The organism is Brevibacillus panacihumi, from assembly GCF_003710985.1.
GTDB lineage: Bacteria > Bacillota > Bacilli > Brevibacillales > Brevibacillaceae > Brevibacillus > Brevibacillus panacihumi.
Window position 1 is genome coordinate 46,870 of record NZ_RHHT01000045.1, and the last position, 16,160, is coordinate 63,029.

At 49.5% G+C, this 16,160-nt stretch carries 14 protein-coding genes and 1 riboswitch; of the genes, 2 read left to right on the forward strand and 12 right to left on the reverse strand.

Annotation, left to right across the window (positions count from 1 at the left end):
* Nucleotides 1–36 precede the first annotated feature (36 nt).
* The 6 genes from EDM58_RS18430 to EDM58_RS18455 all read right to left on the reverse strand — a co-directional run bounded on the left by EDM58_RS18430 (nt 37) and on the right by EDM58_RS18455 (nt 8,216).
* On the reverse strand, nt 37–1,410 hold the full coding sequence (locus EDM58_RS18430) for a GntP family permease (RefSeq protein ID WP_122914623.1): 1,374 nt from the start codon (nt 1,408–1,410) through the stop codon (nt 37–39).
* A 122-nt stretch (nt 1,411–1,532) separates the two neighbouring features.
* Nucleotides 1,533–2,546, reverse strand: a complete 1,014-nt coding sequence (gene pdxA, locus EDM58_RS18435; protein WP_023557742.1) for a 4-hydroxythreonine-4-phosphate dehydrogenase PdxA — start codon at nt 2,544–2,546, stop codon at nt 1,533–1,535.
* 13 nt (nt 2,547–2,559) lie between these two features.
* Entirely contained in the window at nt 2,560–3,846 is a 1,287-nt protein-coding gene (locus EDM58_RS18440; RefSeq protein ID WP_122914624.1) for a four-carbon acid sugar kinase family protein, read from the reverse strand.
* Nucleotides 3,843–4,616, reverse strand: a complete 774-nt coding sequence (locus EDM58_RS18445) for a DeoR/GlpR family DNA-binding transcription regulator (protein WP_122914625.1) — start codon at nt 4,614–4,616, stop codon at nt 3,843–3,845. The genes EDM58_RS18440 and EDM58_RS18445 overlap by 4 nt, the downstream gene beginning before the upstream one ends.
* A 207-nt stretch (nt 4,617–4,823) precedes the next feature.
* Nucleotides 4,824–6,842 carry a PQQ-binding-like beta-propeller repeat protein gene (locus EDM58_RS18450; RefSeq protein WP_122914626.1) on the reverse strand — a complete coding sequence of 673 codons (2,019 nt, stop codon included), beginning with the start codon at nt 6,840–6,842 and terminating at the stop codon, nt 4,824–4,826.
* A 141-nt stretch (nt 6,843–6,983) separates the two neighbouring features.
* A riboswitch (cyclic di-GMP riboswitch) is annotated at nt 6,984–7,069 on the reverse strand.
* 127 nt (nt 7,070–7,196) lie between these two features.
* Nucleotides 7,197–8,216 (reverse strand): alpha/beta fold hydrolase, encoded by a 1,020-nt coding sequence (locus tag EDM58_RS18455; protein ID WP_122914627.1) that lies wholly within the window; start codon nt 8,214–8,216, stop codon nt 7,197–7,199.
* A 141-nt stretch (nt 8,217–8,357) separates the two neighbouring features.
* Here EDM58_RS18455 and EDM58_RS18460 point away from each other — a divergent pair, with 141 nt between their 5' ends.
* Nucleotides 8,358–9,257, forward strand: a complete 900-nt coding sequence (locus EDM58_RS18460) for a LysR family transcriptional regulator (protein WP_122914628.1) — start codon at nt 8,358–8,360, stop codon at nt 9,255–9,257.
* Between the two features lie 106 nt (nt 9,258–9,363).
* On the opposite strand, the gene EDM58_RS18465 is transcribed toward EDM58_RS18460, so the two are convergent.
* From EDM58_RS18465 to EDM58_RS18480, 4 genes are all read right to left on the reverse strand, one after another.
* On the reverse strand, nt 9,364–10,299 hold the full coding sequence (locus EDM58_RS18465) for a 5'-methylthioadenosine/adenosylhomocysteine nucleosidase (protein ID WP_122914629.1): 936 nt from the start codon (nt 10,297–10,299) through the stop codon (nt 9,364–9,366).
* Between the two features lie 39 nt (nt 10,300–10,338).
* The gene (ccpA, locus tag EDM58_RS18470) at nt 10,339–11,349 is read right to left on the reverse strand and encodes a catabolite control protein A (protein ID WP_122914676.1); all 1,011 of its coding nucleotides are present in this window, start codon (nt 11,347–11,349) and stop codon (nt 10,339–10,341) included.
* Nucleotides 11,350–11,466: 117 nt separating this feature from the next.
* Complete coding sequence (locus EDM58_RS18475) at nt 11,467–11,781, reverse strand: metal-sensitive transcriptional regulator (protein WP_023557751.1); 315 nt, start codon at nt 11,779–11,781, stop codon at nt 11,467–11,469.
* Between the two features lie 187 nt (nt 11,782–11,968).
* Nucleotides 11,969–13,066, reverse strand: a complete 1,098-nt coding sequence (locus EDM58_RS18480; protein ID WP_122914630.1) for a bifunctional 3-deoxy-7-phosphoheptulonate synthase/chorismate mutase — start codon at nt 13,064–13,066, stop codon at nt 11,969–11,971.
* A gap of 209 nt (nt 13,067–13,275) precedes the next feature.
* Here EDM58_RS18480 and EDM58_RS18485 point away from each other — a divergent pair, with 209 nt between their 5' ends.
* Nucleotides 13,276–15,474, forward strand: coding sequence for a cell division protein FtsA (locus EDM58_RS18485; RefSeq protein ID WP_122914631.1), 2,199 nt, complete (start codon nt 13,276–13,278; stop codon nt 15,472–15,474).
* A 97-nt stretch (nt 15,475–15,571) separates the two neighbouring features.
* Here EDM58_RS18485 and EDM58_RS25540 read toward each other — a convergent pair whose 3' ends face one another.
* Together EDM58_RS25540 and ytxJ are read right to left on the reverse strand one after the other, a co-directional pair.
* Nucleotides 15,572–15,781 (reverse strand): hypothetical protein, encoded by a 210-nt coding sequence (locus EDM58_RS25540; RefSeq protein WP_148039346.1) that lies wholly within the window; start codon nt 15,779–15,781, stop codon nt 15,572–15,574.
* Nucleotides 15,782–15,793: 12 nt separating this feature from the next.
* Nucleotides 15,794–16,120 (reverse strand): bacillithiol system redox-active protein YtxJ, encoded by a 327-nt coding sequence (gene ytxJ, locus EDM58_RS18490; RefSeq protein WP_122914632.1) that lies wholly within the window; start codon nt 16,118–16,120, stop codon nt 15,794–15,796.
* Nucleotides 16,121–16,160 lie beyond the last annotated feature (40 nt).

Here is a 16,160-nt window from a genome sequence, read left to right on the forward strand (position 1 = left end):
GAGGTAACACCTGAATTCCAGGGGGTGAAGCGTTTCTTACATAAACATATTCGCGATCAAGAGACAAATCAAGCCGACAAACCAGGCAATCGTGGTAGGAACAGACCAGACCATGATTTGCTCTTTTACGTTCTTGATGCCCAGCATGCGGTTAACGACCCAGAACAAGCTGTCGTTGAAATAGGAGAAGATCATCGAACCCATCGCAGCGGCTTGAGCAGCCAATGCCATATTGACTTCCATGTTCCCCAGGATCGGTGCGGAAATCGATGCAGCAGTTACCATCGCGACCGTTCCGCTTCCCTGAACCAGACGCACCAGCGTGGAGACAAAGAACGGAATCAGAATCGCAGGCAAAGGCATCTCTGCAATTTTTCCGGCAATGAAATCCCCGGCACCGCTCTCGCGCAGTACGGCACCGAGCGCGCCACCTGCACCTGTCACCAGAATAATGATCCCCGCTGTTTGAATACCCTCTTCCATCCGATCCAGCGTAGCGGAACGGCTCAGATTTCCGGCCAGCGCGTAGATCGCTGCGATCAAGCCAATACTGACGGCGATGATCGGTTTACCCAAGAAGATCAAAATTTCATAAAATCCAGTAGTCAGATCCAAAGCAGAGAGCGTTGTGTTGAGAAAAATAAGAACAATAGGGATGAGAATCGGCAACAGGGATCGGCTCAGAGAAGGCAGCTCTGTCGATTTTTTATCGGCCAGATCCAAAAACTCTTGATAGGCGATTTTGGTATCCGGTCTGCTGAATCCCTCTTCCGAATCATCCGGAATTTGATAAATGCGGTTCCCCAACCATTTTGCATACAAGACGCCAACGATCATGATCGGAATACCGAACAGCAAGCCCAGTGCGATCATCACACCGATGTCGACTCCAAAAATTCCTGCGACGCCGAGCGGACCCGGTGTTGGCGGCACCATGGAGTGCGTAATGACAAGACCGACAGCCAATGCCACACCCAAGGCGATAACCGATTTTCCTGTTTTCTTTGAAAGCGCTTTTACAAGCGGGTTTAAAATAACAAATGCAGAGTCCACAAAGATCGGAATCGAGACGATATAACCTGCGATGGCCATCGCCCACTCTTCTTTTTTCTTGCCGACAAATCGGATCAAGGAATAGGCAAGTGTTTCAGCGGCCCCGGATACCTCCAGAATCCGTCCGATCATGACGCCCAATCCAATAATAATCCCAATGGAAGCCAAGGTGCTGCCAAACCCTGCTGAAATGGTGTCCGCTACTTTCCCCGGCGGCATTCCGCCTACAATTCCTGCGATAGAAGCTGCAATAATCAGTGCGAGAAAGGCATGAATCTTGGTTCGCAAAACGAGAAAAATCAAAATGGCTACTGCCAGAACCAGGCCAACGACCATTTGTGTACCTGAGACATCCATATTCCTGCTCCTCCTTTGTATGAAAGTGTTTACATTTGAATGGATTTGTAATGAAGGATCTGTTCAATCCTTCATTACAAATCTCTCATTCACTGACGCGAGATACGCCCTCTATCCCTGCCTTACAGGGTGTTGCTGGAGAACTTAGGCGCATATTGGGCTGCGAGCTTGATGCACTCTTCCATGCTGATGCTCTCTGCGATGTTCTTCCCAGCGATATCAAAGGCTGTGCCGTGGTCGACAGAGGTGCGCAGGAAAGGCAACCCGTTGGTAATGGAGATGGTTCTGTGGAAGTCGGTCATTTTCGCTGCGATATGGCCTTGGTCATGGTAGAGCGACAGAACGGCATCATAACGACCTTGCAGAGCCTGGAAGAATACGGAGTCTGCTGGTACCGGACCTACTGCATTAATCCCTGCAGCCGCAGCCGCTTCAATTCCTGGCTTGATTTCTTCCACTTCTTCCATGCCGAACAGTCCGCCTTCGCCGCTGTGCGGGTTCAGACCGGCAACTGCAATTCTTCTCGATTCGACACCCAAACGTTGCAAAGCTTGGTCGCAGCGAACCAGGTAATCCTGCACTCTTTCTTTTGTCATCTGAGCGATCGCATCTTTTAAAGACAGATGGCGAGTCAGGAAGAAGATGCGCATGCCATTCACTTCGAACATGGTCAATGGATCTTTGGTGTTGGTAAGCGATTCGAGCATCTCCGTATGGCCAATGAAAGGCACCTTCGCCGCTTTGAGCGATTCCTTGTTGATTGGAGTAGTAGCCAGCGCTTTCACTTCGCCATTCATCGCCAGCTCTACGGATTTTTTGATGTATTCAAAAGCACCCTGGCCGCATTGCGCCGATACTTGTCCGTATTCCAGCTTGTCCATATCGATATTGTTCAGATTGATGACATCAACGGTGCCCAGCTCGTATTTTCCTTCAGCAGGAGTCTGCACTTCATTGATTTTCAAATCTGCGTTGACGATCTCGATTGCTTTTGCAAGCACCTTGGCATCCCCTACTACCAACGGTTTGCACACATCGTAAATCTCTTTTTTTGTCAGGGATTTCATGGTAATTTCTGGTCCAATCCCTGCTGGATCACCCATTGGAATGGCAATAATTTCTCTCGTTGCTGTCATGTCTGGTTCCTCCTTAACATTTTGCCAATAAATATTGAATGCTGGTGTAGATGGCTTTCTTGTCTCCTGCCATGCCGCCCTTGGTGATCAGCGGTATGCCATCGAGATATCCCCCGATGAGATGCCCGTAGGCGATCAGAGGAAGCACCTCTACCTCCAGCTTGATTCCTTCTGCTCGGCCGATGGCACATAGCGATGCGGTGACATCTCCGCCGCTGGTGAAGCAGCCTCCGATTTCATACTCACTCTTCTGGATCACCAGTCGCGTGATTTTCCCGAGACCATCTGCGATTCGCTTCGCAAGACTGTCCTGGGTCGTATTCTGTTCTTTGGCAATTTCCTTCAGATTAAGCGGCTCGGCCATCGGGGAATTGGTGGTGATGATCAAAATCGATTGCTTCTTCATCTCTTCCAGGACGACCTGAATCACGCGATCCGTCTCTTCGTCCCAGGACTCCGTCATGCTCGCCAATTTTTTGGCGTCCACGTAGATGGGCTGAGCATTTGTTTTTTCCACCAGATATTGCAGCTGGCTCGCCGCGTTCGTCGTAATGCTGCCAACCGTCACAATGATCTTCTTGTCGTTGGCGTGCTGACGAGCAAACACTTTGGAGTAGATGGCGGACAGCGGTCCCGGATCGACGGGAACCATCTGGTACTCCTTGATCGCTGCCATGGCTTTGGCAATCGATTCGATTTCCTCGTCTGTCACGGCATCCATCACCAGGATTCGTTTGCCCTCCGCGATATGCGCGCGCATCGCCTGTTCCGTTTCCTTCTCGCCTGCCAAAACCGTTTCCAGACCGATATAGGAGACTGGATATTTGCTTTGTTTTTGCACAATGGCAGGCACGTAGGATTGCGTAACGGGTGCGACCGGATCATTCGCTACGTCCGTCGTCTGCAGAGGAACCCCATTCACCAGCAGGTAGCCCCCTGAGGTAATGCGCCCTGAATCCGGATAGGAAGCTACAACTACCGCCACCGCTTTATCACCGAGTCCGGCAAGTACCGTATCGATTTCTACCCCTATGTTTCCTCGCACCGTACTGTCGATTCGCTTGCAGATGACATCTGCGCCCCATTTTTTGAGATTATCCAGCACGGTCTTGACTCTCATCTGCGCAACTTCTTCTCTGGCATATCGGCTGTCCGTATCCACCATCACGGCGTTGTAGGAATCCGATGAGGGAAGATTGTTGTAGTGAACCATCGTAGCTGCTTCAAAGCCTTGCCGGGCGAGTCTCACCCCTGTCGCATTTGCTCCTGTCAAGTCATCTGCAATGACTCCAATTTTCATGTGGCCTCACCCACCTCTGCTGTCACAACTTTCAGATGTTCTTTTATTTTTTCCAGGTCTTCCGACGATAATCCATCATCTGTAATCAAACCGTCGAGATCGGACAAGTCGCATACCTTCGTGAATGACTTTTGGTCAAACTTGCTGGAGTCTGCAACCATCCAAGTAGTGCCGGCAGCTTCTATCATCAGCTTCTTGATGGAAGCCTTTTCAAAGGTCGTTACGGTAATTCCCGCCTCTACATGAACCGCATGCGCACCCAGGAAAAACAGGTCGACGTGGATGCTTTTCAGGATTTGCTCCGTCAACGGACCGAACAAAGCCCCTACCGTGTTTTGCAGCTCTCCGCCCGCCACGATCACTTTAACCTCGCTGTCCATCAGTTCGGCGGCGATTTTGATATCGTTGGTCACTACGGTCAGATTCTTTTTATCCTTCAGCAATCTGGCTATTTCAAGGGTAGTCGTGCCTGAGTCCAGCAGGATCGTCGAGTGTTCCTGAATCAGCGTTACGGCTTTTCGGGCAATTTCCCGCTTCTGTCTGCTGTACTTCCCCTCTTTGGTGAGAAAGGGCGTTTCGTGTATCAAGGGCTTGTTGAGAATCGCCCCTCCAAACGTGCGGATGATCTTCTCTTCCTCTTCCAAAATGGACAAGTCTCTGCGAATGGTCATCGCCGACACATTCAACTGCTCGGCCAGCTGGTCGATATCGATCTTCTCGTCTTTGCTAAGCTGCTCCAAAATCCACGTTCTGCGCTCTTTTGGCAACAAAGTCATCACCCTTGTTAATTTAGAACATTTTATAATGGTATTATGTTATTCTCGAACAATTTTGTCAAGGAACAAAAGTTTATTATGTTCAAAATGAACAGTTGTATTGAAAAGGTTAGACATGACGGTTTTGGTGGCTCTATGAGTAAACAAAAGAAACCCCTGGCGAGAAGGATTTTCTCGTCAGGAGTTCTATGGATCTGGGATTTATTTTACTGTGACGGGGAATTGGAGGGTTTCCCCAGCGTACGTAACTGTAATCATGACTGTGCCGCGTTTTTTTGCTTCGATGATAATTTCATCTGTGGAATGAATGCTCAGGTCTACTCCATGTATAATTTCGATGACATCTTCGTTTGAAACGCTCCATTCTGCATAAGCAGCTGCCGGTCGTAAGTATTTATCTCCCAGGTCAGCATAAAGCATCACACTTTGACTATCGCCGATACGCAGATCACGATCCTCCTTTTCCAACTGCAGTCGGGTCGGGGGACGGTCCGAGACGATGAGCCCTTTTCGCACCGTGTGCCCTTTATATTGGCCGATAATCAGGATACTCCCCGGGTACAAAGCCTTTATCTTATTATCTTCCAAGGAATATACTCGACCATCGTCTCCCCAAACTTTAATATTCATTTTCGTACTCACATCTTCTTTTTTTCCATCTGTATATGTGGCGATAGCCTTAATTTGAAAAGTTTCCCCAATTTTAAGAAGGCCGTTTTTGCCTGAGAATTGCACCGTTTTTACAATTTTTTGCCCTTTATCTGGTTTTACTTTTAGTAAATATACATCTTCACCATTGAGATCAGAACGTGCCTTGCCCACTAGCACGTACTCTCCCTCTTTCGTTTCCCGGACTTCGTTTACCCATTCCCCATTATCAAATCCGAAATGCTTTTCCCAGATAACCTTTCCTTTTTCATCTAATTTATACAAGATAGTGACTTGTGTATTATCTTTAAATATGAATGCATTAGTCGCGACAATATAGCCGCCATCACTGGCTTGGATAACTCCTGCTATTCTCTGATTTTTATCATATGGTGGTCCTTCAATCGTCCTCCTCCATTTGATTTTTCCTTTTTCGTCGACTTTCACTACTCCATCTTCTGCATAAGTCACAATGCCACCATCATTTGTGATATCCATGAACGTAAGGATTTGCCCTACATCTTTTGTCCATAATGTTTTCCCAGATTGATTCACCTTGGTTACATAATTCCCCAGAACATAGTAGCCTTCATCACTCGTTTGCCGCACCAGGTCAGCACCATTTTTAATTTTCGTCTTCCATTTCTCTCTACCCGACTTATCTAGTTTAATAATGGCTTCACCAGTTGCCAAAATAAATCCATCATCTTTTGTTTGCTCTACGTATCCTCCCCAATATTTACCGGTCAATGGAAACTCCTTCGACCATCGGACGCTCCCGTTCACGTTCAACTTGCGCAAAATTATAGTTCTCCCTTTTCGCCCCTCGCTATTGCTAAGCATTACATATCCTCCATCACTTGTTAGACGGATAGTTCTGGGAGACTCCTTTCCTTTCATTGCAATCTTTTTTTCCCACTCAAATGCCCCGTTTTTTTTCACTTTCAAAGCAAACAGTTCATCGCTTTTCCATCCTCGAGAAATTCCGAGCACTATAAAACCGCCATCTGAAGTCGGAGAGCCTGAAAAAGCTTCTTCATTAAGCCCTTTATCGTACATGAATTCCCACAATACTTCGTCGCTAAAATTGACACTCACATGAAGATTGACTTGGAAATCCAGATAGGAAGCAGTAATGATCGCCCGCCCCTCATCGAATACCTCGATTTTGCCGTCTTTTACATCTACAATAGAAGTATTACTGCTTGTCCATTCGACTTTTTTGGTGACATCTTCCTTACTTTTGTCCTTGTAATGGATGTAAGCAATGACGTTCGATTTTCCCCTTTTCGAGAAATGTAGCTGCGTCTTGGAAAGCGTAAGTTGGGTTGGTTGTTCTCGTGAAACGCTCTTTTTTCCTCGAACATTTTCCACTTCTTCGCGACTGTCATATTTTGTATGCGAAGTACTTAACTTGTCTAGGCTTTCTAAACGACCATCTTGTGCTCCGTAGATCAGCGGATAGTCATCCATAAACGAATCCTTACCAAATGCCACTCCTATAGGCAATAGAGTTGCCATGAAGCATGCTGCTACAAGTATATGGGCAACCTTTCTAGTCAAACCTTTCACATCATATCCCCCAATGCTTTTAATTGAGTTTTTTTTCTATTTTGCTTCTACTTCTTTCACCAGAAAATCACCCCCTTTCAAGTACAAAAAAAAAGCTATTTCCACATAGGAAAATAGCCGTATACCAAAACGGAAACGATACTTGGTAACTCAGCCATCTTAGTTCATGGAACCTTAGACCTGTAGCTTTGCGCCCACATCTTTCAATGTGTTTGCCCTTTTCAAGTTTTGTCACTGATTCATTTGATCTATTTTTGTCAATTGTTAAAAATTATAAATTTATACTATACTAATGTCAAAGTTTTATTTCTACAAAATTCGACATATTTAAAAGAGTATGGCGGTAATGATGATCTATCCGTTTGTACGAAGCGCCAACAAGCGTTTTAGGTTGTTATCAATAAAGGTATTATCGGCAGTGTTGATTCCGCGACCGGCAAAATGGCCCCAGATCGACTCGATAGGAGTAAGAACAGCATTAGGTATAAGCTTAGCCTCGTAGTTGTTGTCGTCCGCCGTACAGAATAGATCCGTGCTCCCTGGCATGACGCAGGCAAGTGCTTTAATGCTTTTAAGTGCCTCATCGAAATCTCCTTTATAGGCGGGGTTTGCACTAATATCTGCATTTTGGCCAGTCCATAACATGGCCAGGACATTGTGCGGATCCATCTTCATAAAGCTGTCTTCCCAGACGCCAGCCACAAAATCCTCCAATGATTCATATCCCAGCTCTCGATAAAGCTCCTCTTTGTAAAACGCCTGCGATAAGCCCCATCCCGCATAGACACGGCCAACGGCGCGCATGTCTGCAGACGTCAACTGGTTTCGTTTACTTGAATCGAAGCCAACTGCAGCCATAAGCGCAGCTTTCAACCCGTCGAGGACCACAAACGTTTGGGGCCAAGTCTTGGCAACTCCGGAGAAAGGTGCAATTCGCTCCACCATGTCGGGATAACTTGCCCCCCATTGGAATGCTTGAATGCCTCCCATGGACCATCCAACTACGAGAGCAATCTTTTGAATGCCGAATTTTTCAGTCACCAGCCGATGCTGGAATGTAACGTTGTCAAAGATGGTAACCTGCGGAAAATTGCCCCCGTCGAATGGGGGAGGCGTGTTACTGGGAGACGAAGATAATCCGTTGCCCAGCAGATTGGGAACGATAATGAAATATTTTTGCGGATCAAGTGCCATGCCGTTGCCAATCAACCATTCATTCTGAACATGCTGGTCGCCAAAAGCAGTTGGATAGACGATGACATTATCTTTCTTTTCATTCAATGTTCCATAAGTTTTATAAGCAAGAAATGCGCCAGGCAACGTCACTCCTGATTGCAAGGTTACGTCACCCAAATCAAAAATTTCATAATCCATTGTAATCGCTCCCTTCAAAATGAAACACAAACATGTAGAATGTATTTCTTGTTGTTAGTATAGATTCGTGATAATCTCAATAAAAGTGAATGATATTAAAAGTTATATTCAATTATATTGAAAGGTAAAGGGGGGAATAGGATGGAATTGCGCCAACTGATTACGTTCCGCACGGTTGCATCAACGTTAAATTTCAGTCGGGCTGCGGAAGTGCTGAACTATGTCCCCTCCAACGTCACGATGCAAATAAAAGCATTGGAGGATGAGCTTGGTGTTCGTCTCTTTGACCGCTTGGGCAAGCAGCTCGTTCTCACAACAGCGGGTAAACGTTTCTTAACTCATATTCAAAGCGTTCTGGACAAATTGGACGAAGCTCGCAGCGTCGTGCATGACAATGAAAACCTAAGCGGCACCCTGACGATAAGTGCCAATGAGGTTATTTGCGCCTATCGGCTTCCCGTTGTCTTTCGCCTGTTTCGTTCGCGTTATCCGGGAGTGCGTCTCATTTTCCGTTCCGTTCCAAATCAAGAGCTCAAGCAAACCCTCTTTGAGGGAACCGCAGATGTCGTCTTTATGCTGGATGAACCCGTTCGCTCGAGCGCACTTGCCGTGGAACCGTTGGTGGAAGAGACATTCCGCCTTTTCGCTGCTCCAGACCACCCGCTCGCACAACGAACTGAGCTGGAGCTGGGAGATTTTCACAAAGAAGTGTTCCTGACGAATGAAAAGGGTTGTCCCTATCGCACCATGTTTGACCGGTCATTTGAGAAAGAGGGCATTGATAGTATTACGTATCTAGAGTTTCAAAGTGCTGAAGCCATTAAACAATGTGCAATTTCGGGAATCGGTATTGCCTTTCTTCCTGAAGTCGTAGCGCAAGCCGAAGTTGAACGGAGCGAACTTGTCGCTCTTCCATGGCAAATTCCGGACTTGCACGTGTATACACAGATGTTATGGCATAAAGACAAGTGGCTTTCACCCATCATCTTGTCTTTCATAGAAGCAGCAAGGGAGGTTCTCGCTATAGAGGAGGAGAAGTAAAGCATGTAGCCTTTTCAGCGATATTTTCCTAAACACACAAAAAAACGTGCAGTTCAGGCAAACAATGCCTGTCTACACGTTTCTTCTGTTTCATATACCTTCTGCCTTACTGGGCACTCCCCATCAAAGCCTCAAGCTCGTCCGGCTGATAGCCTTTCACGGCCTTATCCCCTTTGACCGTCACCGGAACACCCATGAAGCCAAAGCGCTCTACCTCCTCCTGGTAGGCACGGCTGGTCATGACGTCTCGCACTTCAAACGTGACCCCTTTGGCGGTGAGCCATTGCTTGACCAAATTGCAGTCGATACAGTTTTTCGTCGAGTAAACGATGACATCCGCGGCTGGTTTGATCGAAGCGAGCATATTTTTCACGATGGCGTAGGAACGCTCGGAGGCCAGTTTGGTAAATTCCAGAAAATTGACGTGAGCCGAACCGTCTGCCTTGTCGGACATGGAGCGAACCACGACGAATGGAACATGGTTCATCGCACAAACCTGTGCGACTGCGGCTCCCTCCATCTCGGTGCAGTGAGCGCCGAACTGTTCGTAGAGGGCTGCTACTTTTTCCCGGCTGGCGACAAATTGATCACCGGACAAAATGCGGCCCGTAACGATCTGAACCCCTGCTTCCAGCGCCTTGCCAGCCTCGACAGCCTGCTCCGTGAGCTTCTGATCTGCTTTCCAGATCCATTGCTCCGTGTACGGGATCTGTCCAGGCTCAAAGCCGAGAGCGGTCACATCCATGTCATGCTGCAGACAATCCGTCGAGACGACAATGTCCCCAATGTTCAACTCAGGATGCAATGCGCCTGCGACGCCGGTAAAAATGACGTGGTCCACGGAGAACTGGTCGATTAGAATCTGTGTGGTCACCGCCGCATTCACTTTTCCTACGCCGGACTTGCACAAAACCACCTGCTGCCCTTCCCACTCTCCGCTGTAATACGTGATCCCCGCTTTTTGCGTCGCAGCGGGTTGACCCATTCCTTCCATATATAAGGCGATTTCTTCATCCATCGCACCGATAATTCCGATCCGCATCGAACATCCTCCTCTTGCTGTCCATTTCCTGCCGTATGTTTATGCCTGATCGGGTTTGGTGCTCTCCCGATACTCAATTCGATGCGGCAGCAAAACGACATGCTCTTCCACAGGCTCATTGTTCATATATTTTGTCAGCAGGCGCATCGCCACCGCTCCGATATCATACATCGGCTGCACGACGGAGGTGAGACGCGGACGAACCATTTCCGTCAGACGGATATTGTCATGCCCGATCACTTCCACATCGTTTGGCACATGCAGCCCCGAATCCTGCACGGCGTGGATGGCTCCGATCGCCATCTCGTCGTTGGCGGCGAAAATGGCTGTCGGCGGCTGTGTGAGCTTGAGGAACTCCTTGGTGTGGGACAAGCCGGATTCATAGAACAGATTGCCGTGGGCGACCACTTCTTCCTCCACTTGGACTCCAGCATCCGTCAGTGCTTGCTTGTAGCCTTCATATCGCATCAAACCGCCAAGCGGGTCGCTCATCGGTCCCGTAATCATCCCGATCCGCTTGTGTCCCCGCTGGACCAATGCCTGTGTCGCATCATAAGCGGCCTGAAAATGATCGATGGTGACGGACGGCAGCTTGTTGTCTGCGTCACGTGTAGCAGCCAGTACGGTAGGTACTTGCGTGCTGGTCAAGGCTTGCAGGTGATCCTCCTTGATCTCCGCTCCCATGAACAACAGCCCGTCCACCTGTTTTTCCAAGAGTGTGTTGATCAATTGCAGTTCTTTTTCCAGACGCTGGTCGGAGTTGCACAAAATGATATTGTACTTGTACATCGTCGCGATGTCTTCGATCCCCCGCGCCAACTCAGAAAAAAACAAGCTGGAGATGTCCGGGATGATGACACCGACTGTTGTTGTTTTCTTGCTGGCGAGACCGCGTGCAACGGCGTTGGGGCGATAGCCCAGGCGTTCGATCGCTCCGAGCACCTTCTTGCGAGTCATTGGTTTTACGTTCGGGTTCCCGTTCACAACGCGGGAAACGGTCGCCATCGATACTCCTGCTTCTCTTGCCACATCGTAGATTGTAACCGGCATCATGCACCCTCGCTTTCCCTATAAAATGGTTTTCATAATTATTTTCATAAATATATGCACCTATGATACGACAAGCTGTGCCTGTTGGCAATCGTTTTGCCAGGCCATTCATGCCGCTTATTTCATCAGTTTATTCATGGTTTTCAACAGCTCGTCAATGACCTCTTGGTCCCCTTGCTGGATGCGTTCGATGACGCAGCTTTTCATATGTCCTTCCAGCAGGATTTTGCCGACTGCATTCAGCGCGGATTGGACGGCTGCGATCTGATTGAGAATATCGTCGCAGTAGACGTCCTTCTCAACCATCCCGCGAATCCCGCGAATCTGTCCTTCTACCCGATTGAGACGCGACACGAGATTGGATTTGATCTTGTCCGAACGCTCTGTAGCACGCCCAGATGAACAGCAATGGTCTTGTTCCAATTCCTCCATCCGGTACCATCCTCCTTTTGCATTTCCGTATGTACCATAAGCTTACCTTGGCATTCCCGGGTTCGTCAAACGGGGAGAGGCCTGGTTGCGAATCCAGCGTTTTGATCAGGAAAAAGGCTGCCCCGCAAAAATCGGTTTCCCCGATCTTTTGGGACAGCCACTCTCAAGCCATACATCCTCGTCGTGATTAGCCTCTGGCTGCTACGACTTCCCCTTTGTACAATCCAGAAGCGATCAGTTCATCCACAAAGCGGTTGAAATCCGGGATATTCAACTGCTGCTTGGCATCGGACAGAGCCACGTCCGGATCCGGGTGAACCTCTACCATAATACCGTCCGAACCTACTGCAATACCGGCTTTGGCTGTCGGCAGGAGCAGATCGCGGCGTCCTGTCGAGTGAGTCACGTCGACAAAGACAGGCAGATGAGTTTCCTGTTTCAAGAGCGGAACAGCGGAGATGTCCAGCGTGTTGCGCGTCGCTTTTTCGTACGTGCGGATACCACGCTCACACAGCATGACCTGCGAGTTGCCCTCAGACAGGATGTACTCCGCAGCGTAGATGAATTCTTCAATCGTAGCGGAGAGTCCGCGTTTCAACAGGACAGGATGGTTGAGACGGCCCGCTGCTTTGAGCAGCTCGAAGTTTTGCATGTTGCGTGCGCCGATCTGAATGACATCGATGTACTGTGCCGCCAGCTCCAGGTCCGCAGGCGTCACGATTTCGCTGATGGTGACGAGGTTGTACTCATCGCCAATGCGCTTGAGGATTTTCAAGCCTTCTTCGCCCAAGCCTTGGAAATCGTATGGCGAGGTGCGTGGTTTGTACGCTCCGCCGCGCAGGGTGCGAAGGCCGCGTTTGACATGGTTTTCTGCAACAGCGCGCACCTGTTCGTAGCTCTCTACCGAGCAAGGGCCAGCGATCAGGATCGGGCTTGCGCCGCCAAATTCCACGCCTTTTACGGTGATAACCGTGTCTTCGGCCTTCTTCTTGCGGCTGACCAGCAGCACTTTTTTCTTGTCGTCGTTTTGCAGATCAAGAGAGACCTGGAAGATTTGCTTGAACAGATGGCGAATCGTGTTATCGTTGAAAGGTCCTTTGTTATGTTCTACCAATTGGTTCAGCATTTGACGCTCGCGCTCAGGATCAAAGCGGTTGCTGCCCAGTTTCTCTTTCGCCTTCCCGACTTCTTGAACCAGCGCAGCACGCTGATTGATCAATTCGAGAATCTGCAGGTTGATCTGATCGATCTGTTTACGCATGGTTTCGATTTGGTCGTGTGCCATGTCTCTCCACTCTCCTCTGTCTTCTGTAAGTAAGGTGTCGTCGATAAATTAGGGTTATTATAATCGATTCATTCTCCCTTGTCAGCAGTTTAGCGCCAAAAAGCGCGAAAGTAAATTGGAAATCGAAAACATCTTATTTTTCGACAGGATTCTTTTCTTGCAAAGTCGAATTATAGCGTTATTACAAGATCAGGAAAGACGTATGAAAAATGAGGAGTGACCTACCTTTGCTAGAGGTTGAAAAAACAGCCCAAGAAGAGCTGATATTTGCTTTAGATATTGGAACACGCAGCGTCGTCGGCTTAATCGTGGAGGCCGTCGGAGAGAAATACCGCGTCATCGATTGTGTCATCCGCGAGCATGACGAGCGCTCCATGCTGGATGGACAAATCCATGATGTGATGGCCGTGGCCAAAGTTATTGGACAAATAAAGGAAGAACTGGAACAAAAAAATGGTCCCTTGCACCGGGTGGCAGTCGCGGCGGCAGGACGTTCCCTGCGGACAAAGCGGGTAAAAATGGATATGCCGCTGGCCAAGCATGCCTTCATTACCCGCGAAGACGTGGTGGCAATGGAATTCGCTGCGGTGCAGGAAGCCCAGGCACAATTGGCACAGGAGCTGAACGAGCAGGATGTGACCCGCTATTACTGCGTCGGCTACAGCGTGGTCAACTACCATCTCGACGGCGAATTGATCGGCAGCCTGATCGATCAGCGCGGGGACGTAGCCAGTGTCGATGTGATCGCTACCTTCCTGCCGCGCGTAGTCGTCGATTCCCTGATCACTTCTCTGAAGCGGTGCGATCTGGACATGCAAGCCCTGACGCTGGAGCCGATCGCAGCCATCAATGTCCTGATTCCGGTCACGATGCGACGCCTGAATATCGCCTTGGTCGACATCGGTGCCGGCACCTCTGACGTCGCTTTGACAGAAGAGGGAGCGATTACCGCATACGGCATGGTTCCGGTGGCGGGTGACGAGATTACGGATGCATTGATGAATGCCTTTTTGCTCGACTTCCCGATGGCGGAAGAAGTCAAACGAGCGCTCTCCGTCCACGAATCCGTATCCTTCACAGATATTTTAGGTCTGGAGCAAACGTTGCCCGTAGCAGATGTGATTGCCGCCATCCAGCCGGATATTCAGCAATTGGCAGAAAAAATTGCCTTCAAGATATTGGAGTTAAATGGAAAAGCGCCGCAGGCAGTCATGCTGATCGGCGGCGGCAGCTTGACGCCTGGCTTGACCGATAAAGTGGCGCATGTGTTGAAAATGCCCGCTGCCCGGGTGGCTGTCCGCGGGAGCGATGCGATCAAGCAATTTATCGGAGACGATCATCCTTCACTCAATGGACCGGAATTCGTCACGCCAGTCGGGATCGCAGTAGCTGCTCGTCGCCATCCGCTGCGCTACGTGACGATTACCGTAAACGATCAAACCATTCGTATTTTTGACCTGCGAAAAATGACCTTGGGCGATGGACTTCTTGCCGCAGGGCTCGACATTCGCCGACTGTATGGACGCCCTGGTCTCGCCATGAGCGTCACGGTGAACGGACGGATGAGGATCATTCCAGGCGGTCATGGAACTCCTCCGGTCATCGAACGCAACGGTGAGCCCGCCGGATTGGACACCACCCTGGAGGATGGCGATACGATCCGGGCAATAGCGGGAACAGACGGGGAAAACGCCAAGGTGCAGATCAAGGACTTGCTGGATCGCCTGGACACCCTGGACATCCTCATCTATGATCAGCCTCTCTCGCTCGGACCGATCGCACGGGTCAATGGCGAGGTGCAGCCGCTGGACACCTGGCTTGCTGATCGCAGCGAGATCGAGATCCGTCTCCCCCAAACGGTAGGAGAAGCTCTGGTAGAAGCGGGTTGGGAATTGGCTCCTGTCGAAGCGGATGTGCCGAGCTTCCAATTTACCGTAAACGGGCATTCCTACAGCTTGCCTGCCCGGCAAGAGATTCTGCTGCTCAACGGCAAGGCATGCTCAAGAGCGGATTACCTGCGTCAGGGGGATGAGCTGGTGTATCGCCTGGAGGAAGTGCCCATTCCGGCAATCCGCGATGTCATTCCATTGGAGGAATGGGTCCAGGAATCGATCACCGTCCATTTCAATGGCGAGCCCGTCACCATTCCCGTCGCCCAGGTCACGATCACCATGGACGGCCGCGAAGCTCGTCCCGAGGAACCGGTCGCGAATGATGCCGTGATCCTGGTCAAGTCTACGGTAGGTTCTACTCCGGTGTTCAGCGACGTGTTCCGCTATGTAGACTTCTCTTTGGATCAACCGGACCGCGAAACCATCTCCGGCTTTGTCATGCTCGTGAACGGCGAGCCAGCTACGTTCCAAACCGAGTTGAAAACAGGCGACAAGCTGGAGTTGTTTTGGGATTAAACTGGTTTCCAAAACAAAAAGAGCAGTTGAGAGGGAATCGTCCCCGATCAACTGCTCTTTTGCTTTTGCTTTTTATTTTTGTTTTGAAAAGCTGCGGTTACGCAGGAGAAGAAAAATTCCAGGCGCAGCTCATCGCGTAGTCCAACCCAGCGGAGCGACGGTTGGCGGGAAGCAGAATCGCAACCATGCATTCACATCGAAGCGACCGCTGCTTTTGCGATTCCCCGCCAAACGTCGCGGAGCGGACAGTAACCGCTTCCCTGTGGACGAAGACCTGAGCGGAGAATGGAATTTTTCTTCTCCTCACGAAAGCCACATATCAAGATTTCAACGCTTCCCCAATCGCATCCTTGGTAATCTTCCAGTGAGAGGTATGCCATTTTACCTGGCCGCCATCCAACAGGAAAATCTGCGGGGACTCGTGCTTGATCGCAAATCGGTCGGCCACTTCATTGGATACAGGACGATCCTCCCGTACGAGAATGACCGCTGCCGGAACCTCTTGCTCCTGCAAAAAAGACTGAAACTCCTCATATGCAGACGTGCTGATCGGGCAGATCGTGCTGTGCTTGAACAACAGGCGTTTGCCCTCTCCCGCTACGAATTGATCCAGTTCCTCAATCGAATGCAGTTCTTTTTGTGCCATGCTATCTTCTCCCTTCTGACGTGACGCTATGGCTTCAGTA